The organism is Pseudomonas sp. CP-1 (assembly GCF_021213715.1).
Lineage (GTDB): Bacteria > Pseudomonadota > Gammaproteobacteria > Pseudomonadales > Pseudomonadaceae > Pseudomonas > Pseudomonas aeruginosa.
In genome coordinates, this window is the sequence record NZ_JAJQKY010000013.1 from 42,349 (window position 1) to 61,671 (window position 19,323).

The 19,323-nt window shown below is 69.6% G+C and carries 15 protein-coding genes; 12 read left to right on the top strand and 3 right to left on the bottom strand.

The annotated features are described in order from the left end of the window. Positions 1-112 precede the first annotated feature (112 nt). The 3 genes from LT948_RS22890 to LT948_RS22900 form a co-directional block, all read right to left on the bottom strand. Positions 113-889, bottom strand: a complete 777-nt coding sequence (locus LT948_RS22890) for an alpha/beta hydrolase family protein (RefSeq protein WP_003110771.1) — start codon at positions 887-889, stop codon at positions 113-115. Then, entirely contained in the window at positions 886-1,983 is a 1,098-nt protein-coding gene (locus tag LT948_RS22895) for a DUF3182 family protein (protein WP_073657400.1), read from the bottom strand. The genes LT948_RS22890 and LT948_RS22895 overlap by 4 nt, the downstream gene beginning before the upstream one ends. 328 nt (positions 1,984-2,311) lie before the next feature. Then, positions 2,312-2,677, bottom strand: a complete 366-nt coding sequence (locus tag LT948_RS22900; protein ID WP_003088957.1) for a DUF3509 domain-containing protein — start codon at positions 2,675-2,677, stop codon at positions 2,312-2,314. Between the two features lie 367 nt (positions 2,678-3,044). Here LT948_RS22900 and glgA point away from each other — a divergent pair, with 367 nt between their 5' ends. The 12 genes from glgA (at position 3,045) to LT948_RS22960 (ending at position 19,322) form a co-directional block, all read left to right on the top strand. Next, entirely contained in the window at positions 3,045-4,586 is a 1,542-nt protein-coding gene (gene glgA / locus LT948_RS22905) for a glycogen synthase GlgA (protein ID WP_023657445.1), read from the top strand. After that, entirely contained in the window at positions 4,586-6,337 is a 1,752-nt protein-coding gene (treZ, locus tag LT948_RS22910; RefSeq protein WP_003132140.1) for a malto-oligosyltrehalose trehalohydrolase, read from the top strand. Before glgA ends, treZ begins: the two co-directional genes overlap by 1 nt. Next, a complete protein-coding gene (gene malQ / locus LT948_RS22915; protein ID WP_033993713.1) occupies positions 6,330-8,384 on the top strand; it encodes a 4-alpha-glucanotransferase in 2,055 nt (684 codons plus the stop codon). The genes treZ and malQ overlap by 8 nt, the downstream gene beginning before the upstream one ends. Further along, positions 8,377-11,157: a malto-oligosyltrehalose synthase gene (locus LT948_RS22920; RefSeq protein ID WP_218816326.1), complete on the top strand. Its 2,781-nt coding sequence runs from the start codon at positions 8,377-8,379 to the stop codon at positions 11,155-11,157. Before malQ ends, LT948_RS22920 begins: the two co-directional genes overlap by 8 nt. Beyond that, positions 11,154-11,459 (top strand): DUF2934 domain-containing protein, encoded by a 306-nt coding sequence (locus LT948_RS22925; protein WP_003088948.1) that lies wholly within the window; start codon positions 11,154-11,156, stop codon positions 11,457-11,459. The genes LT948_RS22920 and LT948_RS22925 overlap by 4 nt, the downstream gene beginning before the upstream one ends. A 12-nt stretch (positions 11,460-11,471) precedes the next feature. Continuing rightward, positions 11,472-13,622 (top strand): glycogen debranching protein GlgX, encoded by a 2,151-nt coding sequence (glgX, locus tag LT948_RS22930; RefSeq protein WP_003132147.1) that lies wholly within the window; start codon positions 11,472-11,474, stop codon positions 13,620-13,622. A 99-nt stretch (positions 13,623-13,721) separates the two neighbouring features. Beyond that, on the top strand, positions 13,722-14,138 hold the full coding sequence (locus tag LT948_RS22935; RefSeq protein ID WP_003088942.1) for a CBS domain-containing protein: 417 nt from the start codon (positions 13,722-13,724) through the stop codon (positions 14,136-14,138). Positions 14,139-14,204: 66 nt separating this feature from the next. Next, a complete protein-coding gene (locus LT948_RS22940) occupies positions 14,205-15,452 on the top strand; it encodes a zinc-dependent alcohol dehydrogenase (protein ID WP_003088939.1) in 1,248 nt (415 codons plus the stop codon). Between the two features lie 3 nt (positions 15,453-15,455). Continuing rightward, a complete protein-coding gene (locus LT948_RS22945) occupies positions 15,456-16,394 on the top strand; it encodes a DUF72 domain-containing protein (protein WP_003139560.1) in 939 nt (312 codons plus the stop codon). Then, positions 16,391-17,128, top strand: a complete 738-nt coding sequence (locus LT948_RS22950) for an endonuclease/exonuclease/phosphatase family protein (RefSeq protein WP_003113649.1) — start codon at positions 16,391-16,393, stop codon at positions 17,126-17,128. The genes LT948_RS22945 and LT948_RS22950 overlap by 4 nt, the downstream gene beginning before the upstream one ends. Beyond that, positions 17,125-18,330, top strand: coding sequence for a cardiolipin synthase ClsB (gene clsB / locus LT948_RS22955; protein WP_003132149.1), 1,206 nt, complete (start codon positions 17,125-17,127; stop codon positions 18,328-18,330). Before LT948_RS22950 ends, clsB begins: the two co-directional genes overlap by 4 nt. Beyond that, positions 18,327-19,322 (top strand): lysylphosphatidylglycerol synthase domain-containing protein, encoded by a 996-nt coding sequence (locus LT948_RS22960; protein ID WP_016561864.1) that lies wholly within the window; start codon positions 18,327-18,329, stop codon positions 19,320-19,322. Before clsB ends, LT948_RS22960 begins: the two co-directional genes overlap by 4 nt. Position 19,323: the final 1 nt, after the last annotated feature.

Below are 19,323 nucleotides of genomic sequence, written 5' to 3' on the forward strand. Positions count from 1 at the left end.
GCCCGGAGCTGTCCGGGAGTTCTCGCGTCTGTCGGCGCCGGCGCCTGCCGGCACGGAACGTGGGCAGCAACCAGCGCCCACGGAAGGTGGGAGGCTCGCCGTCGCGGAGCGTTCAGAAAGCCGGATGGATGGTGGCGTAGGCCGGGGTGATGCTGAGACGTTCGCCGACCACCATCTCGGTGATCCAGTCCACCAGGATCGAGGTATAGGCGTCCTGCGCCGCCTCGCTGCTGAGCGCATGGTCGGCGTGGTCGATGATCCGGTGGGTCAGCGAATGGGTCTGCTGGAAGGCGGCGCGGAAACTCATGATGGTCGAGTGCGGCACATAGCTGTCGAACTCCGACTCCACCAGCAGCACATCGCCGCGGAATCCCGCGCAGGCCTGCAGGGCTCGGTTGCTGGCGGCCGGGATCAGGCTGCCGCGATACTCGATGAGGTCCTCGCGGTCGAGCAGCAGCTTGGGCGTCAGCCAGTCCTCGTCGCGGTAGATCGCCGGTACCCGCAAGGCCAGCCAGCGCACCGCGCGCAACTGGCTGAGGATCGCCGCCAGGTAGCCGCCATAGCTGGTGCCGACCACCGCGATCGCCTGGCTGTCGATGGCCGGGTGGGCCACCAGCCGGTCGTAGGCGGCGAGCAGGTCCTGCAGGTTGTCCTCGCGCGTCACCAGCGCCTGGCGCCCGCTTTCCGCGCCGTGGCCGCGCAGGTCGAAGGTCAGGCACACGCAGCCGAGCCCGGCGATGCCCTGGGCGCGCTTCAGGTCGCGCTGCTGGCTGCCGCCCCAGCCGTGCACGAAGAGCACGCCGGGGACCTTCGCCCGGGGGCTGAGGAAGGTGCCTTCGATCCGGTCGTCGCCGACCCCGATGCGGATGCGTTCGCTGTTCGCCGTCATGCCTCCCCCGTCATCGCATATTTGAGCAGGAAGTCGCCGTGTTCGTCGGGGCCGCGATAGATCACCCGGCTGTTGTCCGGCAGGCGCTTGTCTTCGTGGATCTCGAACGACGCGGCGCGCACCGCGGGCAGTCCCGGGTCGGCGCGGAAGGCCTCCAGCGCGGCGATCTCGGCGCTGCTCGCGCCGCCGACCCGCCAGGACTGCTCGAGCACGCCGAAGCGCTCCCGACCGTTGCCGTCCCGGCCCTGGGCAATGTCGTAGTTGCGCCGCGAGGCGAAGCAGCCGGGGAAGAAGATCGCCGCGGCGGTGTCGAAGATCCGCGCGTACTCGATGGCCTGGCGCACCTCGCGGGCCAGGTCCAGGGTCAGCAGCTCGGCATAGCCACCGCGCGCCACCAGCAAGTCAGAGCCGGCGTAGACCAGTTCGCCGCGCGCGTTGCGGGTCTGGTGCTGCTGACCGTGGTAGCTCAGCAGGAAGCCGTTGACCCGGAGCTGGCCGACGCTATGGGTAACGACCCCGTCCAGGTTGGCTTCCAGTACCAGGCCCTGCGCCAACTGGCGCTCCTCCAGCCCGCCGAGCCAGCCGTCCAGTTCGTCGAGGTCGTGCGCCACGTACTGGCCGAGGCCGCCACAGGCCTCCGCCAGCTTGGCCCGCACCGGTCCTTCGGCGAGCAGGCGGGCGCCGGCGCGGTGTGCGTCGGCCAGGCTGAAGACGCTGACGCCGTTGAGCACGACGTCGCGGACCTTCTCCGCGAACAGCGGGTTCCAGCCTTCCGGCGCCACGCCGCCGCGCGGCAGCGGATGGACGATGGCCTTGCCGGCGATGAGCGCGTGCTCGACGAAACCGCCGAGCAGATCTTCGTCACTGTTCACGCCCAGGCGCACGGCGGTCTCCCTGCCGACCAGGGTGCGGGTCGGGACCAGGTAGAGGGGGCCTCGCTGGTGCAATTCGGGTTCGTAGCGGCCGCCGAACTCCAGCTTCTGGACTTCCGCCAGCCAGCGCGCCAGGGCCAGGTTGCCCTGCACTTCATGTTCGGCGGCCGCGGGATCGACGCTATGGGCCACCACCAGTCTCTGCCGAGGGTCTGCGCTCATGTTCCGCTCCTCCTGGATGGAGACCCGGCGTTCAGGGCTCCGGTATGGGCGAGAGGGACTCTTCGTCGGGCCGTTCCATCGGAACTTCTTCCGGGAACTCCTGGGGGACGTGGCTTTCGTGGTCAGGAACCGGGTATTCGTCCGGGTCCCCGGATGGGTTGCGTGGACTCGTCGCTGGCGCACCCGATGATGCAGAAATGGAAAAACGCATGTCCGCCTCCATCGTTGGTATGAGTTCTAGATGGAGGGTACGAGAGCGGATTTGGTTCGGACCATGCGTCGGAAGGCCGGGTCGGCGCCTGGCCGCCCCGGCGCTGAAACAGCCGGCTCAGCGAGCCAGGCTCATGGTGCGCAGCTTGCCGCCGGCGACCAGGACCTTGCGGTGGGTGAGATGCTGGTTGTCGCTATCGCGGAACGTGAGCAGGTCGATACGCTTGCGGAAATAGTCGCTGTCGCGGATCTGCAGCGGCCCCTGGTCGATGATCAGGTCCCGGCGGATACGCTCCAGCACCTGGTTCAGCAACAGCGGGTTGCTCTGCTCCTGGTCGGAGATCGCCCGGCTCACCAGGCGCTTGCCCTGGTCGTTACGCAAGGTCACCAGCAACGCGCCGTCAGGCCGAGGTTGGCAACTGACGCGCACATCCTTGAAATGCTCTTCCAGGTACTCAACCAGGTTTTCATCGGTCTCTAGCATTGCTGGCCTCCTGTCTCATCAGATTCTTTGACGCCGGTAATCAGGCGTATCTCTGCCGAGCAGAAGGCGTACCAATTTCTCTGGAAAATAAAATTCTTATAAATCAATAAGTTGAAAAACAAGCCGGCGAATTGATATTTGCATTTTGCAAGAAAGCCCCCGGCAAGCCTTGCATTCGGCAACCCGCCGCGCCCGTCGTCTCGCCTGCAACCCCCTGGCGAGGCCTCTCGCAAGCCGAGCCGCCGGTAAAAAAAACTAAACTTCCGCCGCTCCCCTCCGGTCACCCCTAGCAAGGACTTCGCCCATGCCACGGCGCGACGGAGTCCGACCGACCAACGCCAAGGACAACGTACGACCGGAGGATGACATGGGACATTCTGTTGCAGGCGCTTGCCTGGAAGAACCCGCGGTACTGACCGCTTTTCCGTCGCTGCTGCACCCGCAGGACCCGCCGCAACAGAGGGATCGGATACTCTTCGTCACCGCCGAGCTAAGCGACTTCGTCAAGGTCGGCGGACTCGGCGACTTTTCCGCCGCGCTGCCGCGGGTGCTCAAGCGCGAGCATTCGGTGCGGGTCCTGTTGCCCGGCTACCGCCAGGTGCTGGAGCGCTGCCGCGACCTGCGGATCATCGGCAGCCTGCCCGGCCAGGCGGCGATCCCGCCCTGCGAGATCGGCCTGGTGACCCTCGACGACGGCCTGGAAGTCATGCTGGTGCTCTGCCCGCTGCTCTACGAGCGCGAGGGCACGCCATACATGGACGACCAGGGCAATGACTGGCCGGACAACCACCTGCGCTTCGCCCGCCTGTGCCTGGCCGCCGCCGAGATCGCCGGCGGCCGCGGCGCCCAGGGCTGGCAGCCGGGCCTGGTGCACGCCAATGACTGGCCGTCGGCGCTGACCCCGGCCTACATGGCCTGGAACGGCGTGCGCACGCCGAGCCTGTTCACCATCCACAACCTCGCCTACCAGGGCCTCTGCGACCTGCAATGCAGCGCCGAGCTGGGTCTTCCCGACGAAGCGCTGAGCCACGAAAGCATGGAATTCCACGGGCGCCTGTCGTTCCTCAAGGCCGGCATCGCCCATGCCCACCACATCACCACGGTGAGCGAGACCTACGCCCAGGAAATCACTACCCCGGAATACGGCTGCGGCCTGCACGGCATCCTCAAGTGCAAGGTCGAGAAGCGTCAGCTCAGCGGCATCGTCAACGGTATCGACGATAGCTGGCAGCCGCACTGCGATCCACACCTGGTGGCCGGCTTCAGCGCCCGCCAATGGGCCGGCAAGCGCGCCAACACGCGCTACGTGGAGGAGCGTTTCGGCCTGGAGCCGGGCAAGGGGCCGCTGTTCGCGGTGGTCTCGCGCCTGGTGCAGCAGAAAGGCATCGACCTGACCCTGGAGATCAGCGATGCCCTGCTCCAGGCCGGCGGCCGCCTGGTCAGCATCGGCCGTGGCGAGCCGAACCTGGAGAAGGCCATGCTCGAGCTCGCCCGGCGTCATCCCGGCCAGGTCGGCGTGCATATCGGTTTCGACGAGACCGAGGCCCGCCGTATCTACGCCGGCAGCGACTTCCTGCTCATGCCCTCGCGCTACGAGCCCTGCGGGCTCAGTCAGCTCTATGCGCAATGTTTCGGCTCGCTGCCGATCGCGCGCTGCACCGGCGGCCTCGCCGATACCATCGTCGACGGGGTCACCGGCTTCCTGTTCCGTGAGGAAACCGCGCAGAGCTACCTCGACGCGGTGATGCGCGCGATCAACGTCTACCACTGTCCCTCGCTGCTCAACGCCATGCGCTGCAAGGCGATGGCCGCGCCGATGTTCTGGAGCGACTCGGTGGAGCCTTACAACCGCCTGTACCGGCGCCTGTTGAGGAATACCGCTCCGGCCCTGCGCGGGGTACGCCAATGATGGCGATCCGGCGCCGCTTCGGCGCCCAGTTCCAAGGCAACGGCCGAACCTGCTTCGGCCTCTGGGCTCCGGACGCCCGCGAGGTCCGGGTCGAGACCGCCGACGGCCGCGACTGGCCGCTGGAAGGCAGCGACAGCGGCTGGTTCGAGGCGACCCTGCCCTGTCCGCCCGGCACCCGCTACCGCTACCGCATCGATGGCCGCCCCGGGGTGCCGGACCCGGCCTCGCAGTTCCAGCCCGACGGCGTGCATGGCCACAGCCAGGTGCTGGACCATGACGCCTACGCCTGGCGCGTCGACGAGTGGCGCGGGCGGCCCTGGCACGAAGCGGTGATCTACGAGCTGCACGTCGGCCTGTTCGGCTCCTACGCCGAGGTCGAGCGCTTCCTTCCGCGCTTGGTGGAACTGGGCGTGACCGCCGTGGAGCTGATGCCGCTGGGCGAGTTTCCCGGTCGCCGCAACTGGGGCTACGACGGCGTGCTGCCGTTCGCCCCGGCGTCGGCCTACGGCACGCCCGAGCAGCTCAAACATCTGATCGACAGCGCACACGGCATGGGCCTGATGGTCTTCGTCGACGTGATCTACAACCACTTCGGCCCGGACGGCAACTACCTCGCCCAGTACGCCGCCGCGTTCTTTCGCGACGACCGGCAGACGCCCTGGGGCCAGGCCATCGATTTCCGTCGCGGCGAAGTCCGCGAGTTCTTCTATGAAAACGCCCTGATGTGGCTGCTCGACTATCGCATCGACGGCCTGCGCTTCGATGCCGTGCACGCGATTCCCGATAGCGCGTTCCTCGTCGAGATGGCCCGCCGCCTGCGCGGCGCCGCCGGCCCCGAGCGCCATCTGCACCTGGTCCTGGAGAACGACGACAACCGCGCCAGCCTGCTGCGCCAGGGCTACGACGCACAGTGGAACGACGATGGCCACCATGCGCTGCACGTCCTGCTCACCGGCGAGAACGACGGCTACTACCAGGACTACCCCGAGCCGCTGCGGTGCCTGGCGCGCTGCCTGGCCGAAGGCTTCGTCTACCAGGGCGAAGCCAACCGCCACGGCCGGCCGCGCGGCGAACCGAGTGCCGACCTGGCGCCGGACGCCTTCGTGCTGTTCCTGCAAAACCACGACCAGGTCGGCAACCGCGCCTTCGGCGAGCGTCTCAGCGTTCTCGCCGAACCCCAGGCGTTGCGCCTGGCGATAGCGCTGCAACTGCTCGCGCCGATGATCCCGCTGCTGTTCATGGGCGAGGAATGCGCCGCGCGCGAACCGTTCCTGTATTTCACCGATCACCAGGGCGAACTGGCGGACGCGGTCCGCGAGGGACGACGCAAGGAGTTCGGCGAGTTCGGCCGCTTCGGCGACGGCGCCACCCTGGCTTCGCTCCCCGATCCCAACGCGGTGGAGACCTTCGAGCGCTCGCGTCCCGGCCTGGCCGATTGCGACCCGGCCTGGCGCGGCTTCTACCGGCAACTGCTGGAAATCCGTCACGAACACCTGATCCCGCGCCTGCGCGGCGCCCGTTCGCTGGGCGTGACCACCATCGCCGGCGCCGCGCTGTCGGCGCGCTGGCGACTCGGTGACGGCAGTGACTGGCGAATCGACTTCAACCCTTCTCCGCTCGAAGCGGAAGTCGAGCCGCCGGCGGCCGCCACCCAGGTGCTGTTCCTCGACAACCTCGCCTGTGCCGAGTATCGCCGCGGCCGCCTAAGTCCCCGCAGCATCGCGGTCAGCCTGGAGCCCGCCCATGAGTGACGCACGCCTGGCCGAACTGGCCGCCGCCGTGGGCCTGCAACTCGACTGGCAGGACGCCAACGGACGGCCGCAGCGGGTCGACCCGGAGGTCCAGCGCGGCCTGCTGGAAGCACTCGGCTATCCGGCGCAGAGTCCGCAACAGATCGAACAGAGCCTGGCCGCGCTGGCCCGGCTGCGCGAGGACAGCGCCAACCTCGGACTGCTGGTCGGCGAATGCGGCCAGCCGCTGGAGCAAGCGCTCGGCCCCGCCGGCACCCCGGGCGAACTGGTCTACGAGGACGGCACGCGGATCGCCCTGCGCCTGGACGCCGAAGGCCGCCTGCCGGCGCAGGCCCGCAGCGGCTATGCGCAGCTGTCGCTGGAGCAGCGGGAATGGGCGGTGGCGATGGCGCCGCCGAGCTGTCCGTCCCTGGCCAGCCTCGCCCCGGGTCGCTCGCGTCGCTGGGGTCTGGCCGCCCAGGTCTATGCCCTGCGCCGCCCCGGCGACGGCGGCCTGGGCGACAGCGCCGCCCTCGAGGACCTGCTGCGCAGCGCCGCGCGGCATGGCGCCGACGCGCTGGCGATCAGCCCGCTGCACGCCCTCGCCGAGGCCAACGGACATGCCTACAGCCCCTACTCGCCGTCCAGCCGGCTGTTCTTCAATGTCCTGCACGCCGCGCCGGCGAGCATTCTCGGCGCGGCGGCGGTGGAACAGGCGATCCGTCGCGCCGGCCTGGCCGCGGAGATGGCCCGCCTGGAGAGCCTGGAGCTGATCGACTGGACAGCGGCGGCGGACCTGCGCATGCGCCTGCTGCGCCAACTCCACCGCGACTTCACCGAGCGCGCCAGTCCCTTGCGCCACGACCTCGCCGAATTCCGCCGCGAAGCCGGCGAGGCGCTGCTGCACCACTGCCGCTTCGAGACCCTGCAGGCGCACCTGGGCGCTGGCCCCGACTGGCGACGCTGGCCGGAGCCGCTGCGCCGCCCCGGCGAGCCGGCGGTGGCCGCATTCTGCGCCGATCACGCCGAGGAAGTGGACTTCCGCGCCTTCGGCCAGTGGCTGACCCAACGTTGCCTGCAACATGCCCAGCGCCAGGCGCGCGAGGCCGGGATGGCCATCGGTCTGGTCGCCGACCTGGCGGTGGGCGCCGACGGCGGCGGCAGCCAGGCCTGGTCGCGGCAGGAAGAGCTGCTCGCCGAAGTGAATGTCGGCGCGCCGCCGGACATCCTCAACCAGTCCGGACAGGACTGGGGCGTTTCCGCGTTCAATCCCGAAGGCCTGCGCCGCCACGGCTACCGGGCATTCCGCGAGATGCTGCGGGCCAACCTGGCCTGGCCCGGAGGGCTACGCATCGACCACGTGATGGGCCTGCAACGTCTCTGGCTGATCCCGCGCGGCCAGCCGCCCCACGCCGGCGCCTACCTGCGCTACCCGCAACGCGAGCTGCTGCGCCTGCTGGCGCTGGAGGCCAGTCGCGCCTCGGCGCTGGTCATCGGCGAGGACCTCGGCACCGTGCCCGAAGGCCTGCGCGAGGAACTGGCACGCCGCCAGGTGCTGGGTACCCGCGTGCTGCTCTTCGAGCGGCGCGGCGAACGCTTCGTGCCCCCGGCGCAATGGCCGGCGGACGCCATGGCCACCACCAGCACCCACGACCTGCCGAGCCTGTCCGGCTGGTGGCGGGGCCAGGACATCCACTGGCGCGGCCGCGCCGGACACCGCAGCGCCGAGGAATGCGCGGCCGACCTGGAACTGCGCGCCGAGGAGCGCCGGGCGCTGGCCGCCAGCCTCGAACCGCCGGTCGATCCCGACCCCGCCGCCGAAGTGCCGCTGGACGCCTGCATCGGCTATGTCGGGGCAACCCCCGCGCCGTTGGTGCTACTGCCCCTGGAGGACGCCCTGGGCAGCCTGGAGCAGCCGAACCTGCCCGGCCCCGGCGACGCCCACCCGAACTGGCGGCGGCGCTGGCCGGAAAACGCCGCGCAGATGCTCGGAACGCCGCAGGTCGACCGGCGCCTGCGCCTGCTCGAACGCAGCCGCCGGGATGCCGAGGAGGCCGCCCATGATTGAGCCCCGCGCTACCCTGCGCCTGCAATTCCACGCCGGCTTCACCCTCGACGATGCCCTGCCCTGGCTGGACTATTTCGCCGACCTGGGCATCAGCCATCTCTACGCCTCGCCGCTGTTCCGCGCGCGGCCCGGCTCCAGCCACGGCTACGACGTGGTCGACCCGACCCGGATCAATCCGGAACTGGGCGGCGAGCCGGCGCTGCTGCGCCTGATCCAGGGGCTGCGGCAACGCGGCATGGGCCTGCTCATGGACATAGTGCCGAACCACATGGGCATCGGCGGCGGCGCCAATCCCTGGTGGCAGGACGTGCTCGAATGGGGGCGCGAGAGTCCCTACGCGAGTTTCTTCGACATCCAGTGGGAATCCCACGACGCCGCGTTGCGCGGCCAGGTGCTGCTGCCGTTCCTGCGCAGCGACTACGGCGAGGTCCTGGCTGCCGGGGAGATCGGCCTGAGCCTGGACCGCGAGGCCGGCCGCCTGCTGGCGAGCCACGGCGAGCAGCGCTTCCCCCTCTGGCCGGGCAGCTACCCGGAGCTGCTGGAAGACAGCGGCGAGCCGCGCCTGTCAGACCTGGCCGGCGGTTTCCGCGAGTGCCAGCAGGACCGCGAGACCTTGCGCGAGATGCAGCGTCGACTGGCGGCTGCGCTCGCCGAGAGCGCTCCGCGCGCCGCCCTGGAGCGCACGCTGGGCAAGCTCCAGGAACGCCACGAGGAGGCTCGCCAACGCCTGCACCGCCTGCTCGAGGCGCAGCACTACCGCCTGGCCAGCTGGCGCACCGCGGCGGACGACATCAACTGGCGCCGTTTCTTCGACATCAGCGAACTGGTCGGCCTGCGGGTCGAGCGCGGCGAGGTGTTCGAGGCCGTGCACGGCAAGGTCTTCCAGTTGCTCGAGGACGGTCTGCTCGATGGCCTGCGCATCGATCACGTCGACGGCCTGGCCGATCCGCGCGGCTATTGCCGACGCCTGCGCCGCCGCAGCGAGCGGATCCGCGCCCGTCGCGGCGGCGCGCCGATGCTGCTGTACGTTGAGAAGATCCTCGGTGGCGAGGAGCGCCTGCCCGAGGATTGGCTGTGCGACGGCACCACCGGCTACGACTTCATGAACCAGGTCAGCCTGTTGCAGCACGATCCGCGCGGCGAACGACCGTTGCGCGAACTCTGGCAGCGGGTCAGCGGACGCCCGGAGGCGTTTCTCGACGAGGTCTACCAGGCTCGCCAACTGGTCCTGGCGGGAAGCCTCGCCGGTGACCTGGAGAACCTCGCCCAGGGTCTTTTGCGGGTGGCGCGGGCCGACCTGGCCAGCCGCGACCTGACCCTGGGCGGTATCCGCCGCGCGCTGTTCCAGTTGCTCGCGCGCTTTCCGGTCTACCGTACCTACGCCGGGGCCTGCGGTCGCTCGGTGCAGGATCGCGAGGTGTTCCGCTATGCCGCAGAGGCGGCCCGCGAGGATCTCGACGAAGCCGACCGGGCGGTCCTCGACCATCTCGAACGCTGGCTCGGCGGGCAGCCGCTGCGCGAGCTGCCGCCCGGTCCGCTGCGGCGCCTGCGCGGCGAGTTGCTGGCGCGCTTCCAGCAGTTGAGTTCGCCGACCGCCGCCAAGGCCGTGGAGGATACCGCCTGCTATCGCTCGGCGGCCCTGCTCTCGCGCAACGACGTCGGCTTCGACCCGCAGCGCTTCGCCGCTTCCGCCGAGGAATTCCATGCCGCCTGCGAAGCCAGGCGCCTGGCCAGCCCGCGCGCCCTGCTGGCCACCGCCAGCCATGACCACAAGCGCGGCGAGGACGCCCGCGCCCGTCTTGCGGCGCTCAGTGAACTGGCGCCCTGGTTCGCGCGTAACGTCGAGCACTGGCAAAGCCTGGCCACGCCGTTACGCCGCGACCTCGCCGAGGGGCCGGCGCCGAGTCCCGGCGACGAGCTGATCCTGTTCCAGGCCCTGCTCGGCAGTTGGCCGCTCGACGCGCCTTGCGACGGCGCCGCCCTGGACCAAGCGTTCCTCGCGCGGATGCGCGAATGGCAATGCAAGGCCTTGCGCGAAGCCAAGCTGCGCACGCGCTGGACCGCGCCCGACGAAGACTACGAGCGCGCCTGCGCCGACTATCTGGAACAACTCCTGCGCGCGCCACTGGCCCAGGCCCTGCGCCAGTCGCTGGGCAACGCGGCGGCGCGACTGATGCCGGCCGGGGCCCTGAATGGCCTCGCCCAATGCCTGCTGCGCCTGACCTGCCCGGGTATCCCCGATCTCTACCAGGGGCGCGAGGACTGGGACTTCAGCCTGGTCGACCCGGACAACCGGAGGCCGGTGGACTTCGCCCGGCACGCCGCCGCCCTGGCCGCGCCGACGCCCTTCCCGGAACTGCTGGAGCACTGGCGCGACGGTCGCATCAAGCAGACCCTGATCGCCCGCGTGCTGGGGCTGCGGCGGATGCAGCCGGGCCTGTTCCGCGACGGCGACTACCTGCCCCTGGAGGTCAGCGGCGAGCATGCCGAGCGGGTCCTGGCCTTCGCCCGGCGCAGTCGTCACGGTTGCCTGCTGGTGGTGGTCCCGCGCCTGGCCTGCGCCCTGCTCGGCCACGCCACGCAGCCGCAGGTGCCGGCCGAGGCCTGGGGCGACACCTGCCTGCTGCTGCCGCCGAGTCTCTCCGAATGCACCTACAGCGGCCTGTTTTCCACCATGCCGCTGCCCAGCGACGGGCACCTGAGCCTGTCCGAAGTGCTCGCCGACTTTCCCGTCAACCTGCTTTACCGCCTCGCCCAGGAGGACACCCCATGAGCGCCGACGAAAAACGCATACGAGAGTTCGCCTACCAGATCTGGGAATCCGAGGGCTGCCCCGACGGCCAGGCCGAACGCCACTGGGCCATGGCCCGGCAACTGGCCGAAGCGGAAGCCGCCGCAGCGGCACCGAAGAAGACCCGCGGTCGGGCCAAGGCCGCCAAGGAAACCCCGGCCCTGCTGCAAGCGCCGGCCGCCAAGCCGCGCAAGCCGAGGGCCACGTCCCCGGCGCGGCCCGCCAGCGAAAAACCGGCGGCGGCCAAGCCGCGCAGCCGCCGCAAGCCCGAAGCGGGCGAATGAGGAGTCCAGTGCATGAGCAGAAAGCGTAGCCCCGCCCCTTCGCGGATCAGCGAAGGGCACCCCTTCCCCCTTGGCGCCACCTGGGACGGCCTCGGCGTCAATTTCGCGCTGTTCTCGGCCCACGCGACCAAGGTCGAGCTGTGCCTGTTCGACGCGCGCGGGGAAAAGGAGATCGAGCGCATCGAATTGCCCGAGTACACCGACGAGATCTGGCACGGCTACCTGCCCGACGCCCACCCGGGGCAGATCTACGGCTACCGGGTGCACGGTCCCTACGAGCCGGATGCCGGCCACCGCTTCAATCCCAACAAATTGCTCCTCGATCCCTACGCCAAGCAGTTGGTCGGCCGCCTGCGCTGGTCCGAGGCGTTGTTCGGCTACACCATCGGCTCGGCCGACGCCGACCTCAGCTTCGACGAGCGCGACAGCGCGCCCTTCGTGCCCAAGTCGAAGGTCATCGATCCGGCCTTCACCTGGGCCGAGCGCCCGCCGGTACGCGTCCCCTGGGACCGCACGGTGATCTACGAAGCCCACCTGCGCGGGCTCAGCATGCGCCATCCGCAGGTCCCGGAGGCGGTTCGCGGGACCTTCGCCGGGCTGATGAACGCCGACCTGCTGGCGCACATCCGCCGGCTCGGGGTGACCAGCGTCGAGCTGCTGCCGATCCACGGCTTCGTCGACGACAAGCACCTGCTGGAAAACGGCATGAGCAACTACTGGGGCTACAACAGCATCGCCTTCTTCGCCCCGCACCCGGCCTACCTCGCCAGCGGCCAGGTCAACGAGTTCAAGGAGATGGTCGCGCACCTCCACGACGCCGGGCTGGAGCTGATCCTCGACGTGGTCTACAACCACACCGCGGAAGGCAACGAGCTGGGTCCGACCCTGTGCATGCGTGGCATCGACAACGCCTCGTACTACCGCCTGATGCCCGACCAGCGCCGCTACTACATCAACGATTCCGGCACCGGCAACACCCTCGACCTCAGCCACCCCTGCGTGTTGCAGATGGTCACCGACTCGCTGCGCTACTGGGCCACAGAGATGCGCGTGGACGGCTTCCGCTTCGACCTGGCGACCATCCTCGGCCGCCATCCGGACGGTTTCGACGAGCGCCACGGCTTCCTCGTCGCCTGCCGCCAGGACCCGGTGCTGAGCAAGTGCAAGCTGATCGCCGAACCCTGGGATTGCGGCCCCGGCGGCTACCAGGTAGGCGGCTTCCCGCCCGGCTGGGCGGAATGGAACGACCGTTTCCGCGATTGCGTGCGCGCCTACTGGCGCGGCGACGACGGCATGCTGCCGGAACTGGCGCGACGCCTAACCGCCTCCGGCGATCTCTACGACCAGCGTGGACGGCGGCCCTACGCGTCGGTGAACTTCGTCACCGCCCACGACGGTTTCACCCTGCGCGACGTGGTTTCCTACGATCACAAGCACAACGAGGCCAACGGCGAGAACAACGCCGACGGCAGCGACCACAACCTGTCCTGGAACCACGGCTGCGAGGGCCCCACCGACGACCCGGAGATCCGCGCCCTGCGCCTGCGCCAGATGCGCAACCTGCTGTCCACCCTGCTGCTGTCCCAGGGCACCCCGATGCTGGTCGCCGGCGACGAGTTCAGCCGCACCCAGCAGGGCAACAACAATGTCTATTGCCAGGACAACGAACTGGGCTGGATCGACTGGCGGCTGGACGACGAGGGCCGTTCGCTGCTGGCCTTCACCCAGCGCCTGCTGGCCCTGCGCCAACGCTATCCGATCCTGCGCAGGGGGCGCTTCCTGGTCGGCGAGTACAACGAGGCGCTGGGGGTCAAGGACGTCACCTGGCTGGCGCCCGGCGGCGAGGAGATGACCGAGGAACACTGGCACGACGAGCACGCCCGCTGTCTCGGCGTGCTCCTCGATGGCCGCGCGCAACCCACCGGGATCCTGCGCAGCGGTGAGGATGCCACCCTGCTGCTGATCCTCAATGCCTACCACGACGCGGTGTCCTTCCGTCTTCCCGAGGTGGCCGAAGGCAGCGGCTGGTCCTGCCTGCTGGATACCCAGCGGCCGGAGGACCCGCTCGGCGAACGCTACCCGTTCGCCAGCGAGTTCCTGGTCGGCGGCCGCAGTTTCCTGCTGTTCGAGCTACAACCGCCGGGCGCCGGAGCGGAAGGATGAACGGCGGGGAAAAAAGCTGAACCGCCCCCGGCACCTCCAGTCGGAACCTTTAGGTGCCGCACGCGGCGCCTGCACATCCACCCTACACAGGAGGACAGCATGAAGATCAGCGACATCATGACCCGCAACGTCCAGGTCGCCGACCCGCAGCAGAGCATCCGCGAGGCGGCCGCCACCATGGCGAGGATCGACAGCGGCGCCCTGCTGGTCGGCGAAGGCGACCGCCTGGTCGGGATGATCACCGATCGCGACATCGCCATCCGCGCGGTGGCCGGCGGCCTGTCCGGGGATACCCCGCTGGGCCGCATCATGAGCGGCGACATCCACTATTGCTTCGAAGACGAAGACGTCCAGCACGTGGCCCGCAACATGGCCGACATCCAGATGCGCCGCCTGCCGGTGCTCAACCGCGAGAAGCGGCTGGTCGGCGTGGTTTCCCTGGGCAACATCGCCAGCTGCCGCGACCAGGCCTCCAGCGCCACCGTCCTGCAGGGCGTCGCCCAGGCCCACTACTGAGCCTTTCTTCCACCCGGCCCGCCTTTGCCGTTCCGGCCGAGGCCGGGCCCCAACCGGGAGAACGCCATGAAAGCCGTGGTATTCCATGACATCGGCGACATCCGCCTGGAAGACGTGGCGGAGCCGCGCCTGCAGGAACCCACCGACGCCATCGTGCGGCTGACCGCCTCGGCGATCTGCGGCACCGACCTGCACTTCGTCCGTGGCAGCGTCGGCGGCATGCGTCCGGGAACCATCCTCGGCCATGAGGGCGTGGGCATCGTCGAGGCGCTCGGCGACGAAGTGCGCAACCTGCAGGTCGGCGACCGGGTGGTGATTCCCTCGACCATCGCCTGCGGCAATTGCGTGTATTGCCGAGCCGGCTACTACGCCCAGTGCGACGTCGCCAACCCCGGCGGCAGCCAGGCCGGCACCGCGTTCTTCGGCGGTCCCCGGGCCAACGGCGGCTTCCATGGGCTGCAAGCCGAGAAAGCGCGGATTCCCTATGCCAACATCGGCCTGATCCGCCTGCCCAGCAGCATCAGCGACGACCAGGCGATACTCCTGTCGGACATCTTCCCCACCGGTTACTTCGGCGCCGAACTGGCCGGTATCGCCCCCGGCAACACCGTCGCCGTGTTCGGCTGCGGTCCGGTCGGCCAGTTCGCCATCGCCAGCGCGTTGCTCCTCGGCGCCGCCCGGGTGTTCGCCATCGACCGCCACCCGGACCGCCTGCACATGGCCCGCCAGCAAGGCGCCGAAGTGATCGACTTCGAGCGCGAGGATCCGGTCCAGGCCCTGCGCTGGCTGACCGCCGGGATCGGCGTGGACCGCGCCATCGACGCCGTCGGCGTGGACGCCGAGCACAGCCATGGCACCGCCACCCCGGCGCCGCGCCAGGAGGGCACCAGCTGGAGTCCCGGCAACGCCCCCGCACAGGCCCTGGAGTGGGCGGTGCAGGGCCTGGCCAAGGCCGGCACCCTGTCGATCATCGGCGTCTACGCCGAAGACTCGCGGCAGTTTCCCATCGGCCTGGCGATGAACCGCAACCTGACCATCCGCATGGGCAACTGCCACCATCGCAAGTACATTCCGCTGCTGCTCGAACATGTGCTCAGCGGACGCATCGACCCGGCGAAGATCCTCACCCAGGTGAAGCCGATCGGCGACGCCATCGAGGCCTTCGAAGCCTTCGACCGCCGCGAGACCGGCTGGATCAAGGTCGAACTGGTGCCGCAGAAGCGCCAGGTCGAGGGCAGCGAGGAACGCCTCGACGAACGCGCGGTGGACGAACTGGCGCGCCGGCCGACGCCGGAAAGCGGCGCCCGGGGGTGATGCATGAGCGCACCGGCACGCCTGCGCATCGGCATTTCCGGCTGGCGCTACGCCCCCTGGAGAGGTGACTTCTATCCCGAGGGGCTGCGCCAGAAGGACGAACTGCGCTTCGCCTCGCGGGCGGTGAACAGCATCGAGATCAACGGCACCTTCTACGCCCTGCAGACGCCCGAGCGCTTCCGCGGCTGGGCCGAGGACACCCCCGAGGACTTCGTTTTCAGCGTCAAGGCCCCGCGTTACATCACCCACGTGCGGCGCCTGCGCGAGATCGACGAGCCGCTGGCGAACTTCTTCGCCTCCGGCCCCCTCGCCCTGCGCCAGCGCCTCGGCCCGTTCCTCTGGCAGTTCCCGCCGAGCATGCGCTTCGACCGCGAGCTGTTCGCCGATTTCCTCGCCCGCCTGCCGCGCGACGGCGCCGCCGCGCAGAAGCTCGCCCGGCACAGCGCCGCGCGCCTGCACCGCGAGGGCTACCTCGACGGCGATCCGGCGCAGCGCCTGCGGCATGCCGTGGAAATCCGCCATGAGAGCTTCGTCGACCCGACGTTCATCGAGCTGCTGCGCGAATACCGGGTGGCCCTGGTGGTGGCCGATACCGCCGGCAAGTGGCCGCTGCTCGGCGACGTCTGCGCCGACTTCCTCTACCTGCGCCTGCATGGCGACAAGGAGCTGTACCGCAGCGGCTACTCGGAAGCGGCCCTGGGCCAGTGGCAGGCACGGATCCACGCCTGGGCCAGCGGCGGCCAGGCCGACGACCTGCGCCGGGCCAGCCAGGACGCACCGGCGAAGGCGACGGCGCGCGACCTGTACTGCTACTTCGACAACGACGTCAAGGTGCGCGCACCTTACGACGCCCGGCGCCTCCTGCAGCTGCTGGAACTCGACGGCAGCCTGCGCACGGTGCCCGGACAGTTGCCCGATGACCTGCGGGAGAGTGCCGCATGATCCTGCCGCGCCTGCAGGTGCTGACGGTGAACACCCACAAGGGTTTCAACCCGTTCAATCGGCGCTTCATCCTGCCGGAGTTGCGCGAAGCGGTGCGCAGCGTCGGTGCCGACCTGGTGTTCCTCCAGGAGGTCCTCGGCTCCCATAGCCTGCACGCCGCGCGCCTGCCGTCCTGGCCGCCGGCGCCGCAATACGAGTATCTGGCCGACAGCATGTGGCCGCAGTTCGCCTACGGGCGCAACGCGGTGTATCCCGAAGGCCACCATGGCAATGCCGTGCTCTCCAAGCATCCGATCCTCGCCCACCGCAACCTCGACGTCTCGGTGGCGGGCAACGAGGAACGCGGCCTGTTGCATGCGGTGATCGACATCGGCCGTCCGCTGCACGCGGTCTGCGTGCACCTGGGATTGCGCGAGGCGCAGCGCCAGCGCCAGTTGCAACTGCTCTGCGAGCTGGTGGCGGGCCTGCCGGAGCGCGAGCCGGTGGTGGTCGCCGGCGACTTCAACGACTGGCGCCAGCGCGCCGACCGCCTGCTCGCTGGTTGCGGCCTGCGCGAAGTCTTCGTCGGCGCCCAGGGCCGGCCGGCGCGCAGCTTCCCGGCGCGCTGGCCGGTGCTGCCGCTGGACCGCATCTACCTGCGCAATGCCCGCGGGCGCCAGCCGCGCATCCTCTCGCGGCGGCCCTGGTCGCACCTGTCCGACCACCTGCCGCTGGCGGTGGAGGTGGAGCCATGAACTTCCCCTGGCGCGACGGCAACCGCGTAGAACTGCTGATCAACGGCGAAGAGTACTTTCCGCGCCTGTTCCAGTGCATCGCCGAGGCGCGCCGGGAGATCCTCCTGGAAACCTTCATCATCTTCGAGGACGAGGTCGGCCGGCAGTTGCAGGAAGCCCTCAGCGCCGCCGCCGAGCGCGGTGTCGAGGTACAGGTCACGGTGGACGGCTACGGCACCGCCTCGCTCAGCCCGGACTACCTGGCCAGGCTCACCGCCGCCGGGGTTCGCGTGCACCTGTTCGACCCGCGCCCGCGCCTGCTCGGCATGCGTACCAACCTGTTTCGCCGGTTGCACCGCAAGCTGGTGGTGATCGATCGCCAGCAGGCCTTCGTCGGCGGCATCAACTACGGCGAGGACCACCTGGTGCGTCGCGGCAACATGGCCAAGCAGGACTACGCGGTGCGCGTCGAGGGCCCGGTGGTGCGCGATATCCGCCAGGCCTGCCTGGCGCTGCTCGAACCGGACGCCGACTACCCGCCGTTGCGGCCGTCGGGCGCCGGGCAGCCGGCGCGGGTGCGCCTGGTGATCCGCGACAACGACCAGTCCAGCGACGACATCGAGCGCGAGTACCTGCAGGCGATCCGCCAGGCGCGGCGACGCCTGCTGATCGCCAACGCCTATTTCTTCCCCGGCTACCGCCTGCTTCGCGAGCTGCGCGATGCGGCGCGCCGCGGCGTGCGCGTCGACCTGGTACTACAGGGCATGCCGGACATGCCGCTGGTGCGCCTGTGCAGCCGGCTGCTCTACGACTACCTGCTGCGCGAGGGCGTGCGTATCCACGAATACTGCCAGCGTCCGCTGCACGGCAAGGTCGCGGTGATCGACGACGACTGGTCGACCATCGGTTCGAGCAATCTCGATCCCCTCAGCCTGTCGCTGAACCTGGAGGCCAACCTGGTGATCCACGACGTCGCCTTCAACGGCCAGCTCTACCAGCACCTGCGCGAGCTGGCGCGCCGCCACTGCCGGCGCATCAGCCGCCGCCACGCCAGGCGCGGTTACTGGTGGCGGGCGCCGCTGATCTTCCTCGGCTTCCACTTTTCCCGGCATTTCCCGGCCATCGCCGGTTGGGTACCCGCCCATCTGCCGCGCCTGAAATCGCTGGAGCCGCGTCCGTCGCGGCGCTGGCAGGAACGCCAGGGCCAGCGGGGCAACCCATGAACGGCGGCGGTCACGCAACTGCCTCGGCGGCGCCACGCCGCGCTCACTGGCGCTGGCTGCGCAGGCTGCTGACCCTGGCGTTCTTCGTGCTGGTCCCGGTGCTGCTGTTCCTGCTGGTGAAGAATCTCGACTGGCAGGAAGTCCGCCACGCCCTCGGCGAGTATCGCCCCGCGACCCTGTTCCTCGGACTGCTGCTGGCGGCCGCCGGCTATACGGTGTTCAGCAGTTTCGACCTGCTCAGCCGCTACTACATCGGCCACTCGCTGCCCAAGCGGCGGGTCTTCACCGTGGCCTTCGTGTGCAATGCGTTCAACCTCAACCTGAGTTCCTGGGTCGGCGCCGTGGCGCTGCGCTATCGCCTGTACAGCCGGCTCGGCCTGGGCATCGCCGACATCACCCGGATCCTCACCTTCAGCCTGGTGACCAATTGGTTCGGCTACCTGCTGCTCGCCGGCATCCTGTTCAGCTGCGGCCTGCCGGCCTTGCCGCCGGGCTGGAAGCTCGGCAGCGACGGCCTGCGCCTGATCGGCGCCCTGCTCCTGGCGCTGGCCGCCGGCTACCTGCTGGCCTGCCGTTTCGCCCGACGCCGCGCCTGGGGCTGGCGCGAGCATCGGCTGACCCTGCCGTCCTGGCGGCTGGCGGCCCTTCAAGGCCTGCTCGGAGCGAGCAACTGGTCGCTGATGGCGCTCCTGCTGTACAGCCTGCTGCCGCACAGCGTGGATTACCCGAGCGTCCTGGCGATCCTCCTGATCAGCAGCATCGCCGGGGTCATCACCCATATCCCGGCCGGGCTCGGGGTGCTCGAAGCGGTGTTCATCGCCCTGCTCCAGGGGCGCCTGTCCCAGGGCGTGCTGCTGGCCGCGTTGATCGGCTACCGGGTGCTGTATTTCCTCCTACCCCTGGCGCTGGCCTGCGTGGTCTACCTGCTGTTGGAGCGCCGGGCGATCCGCCTGCGCCGCAAACAGCGCCGCCTGCGCCAGGGCCAGGCTTGAA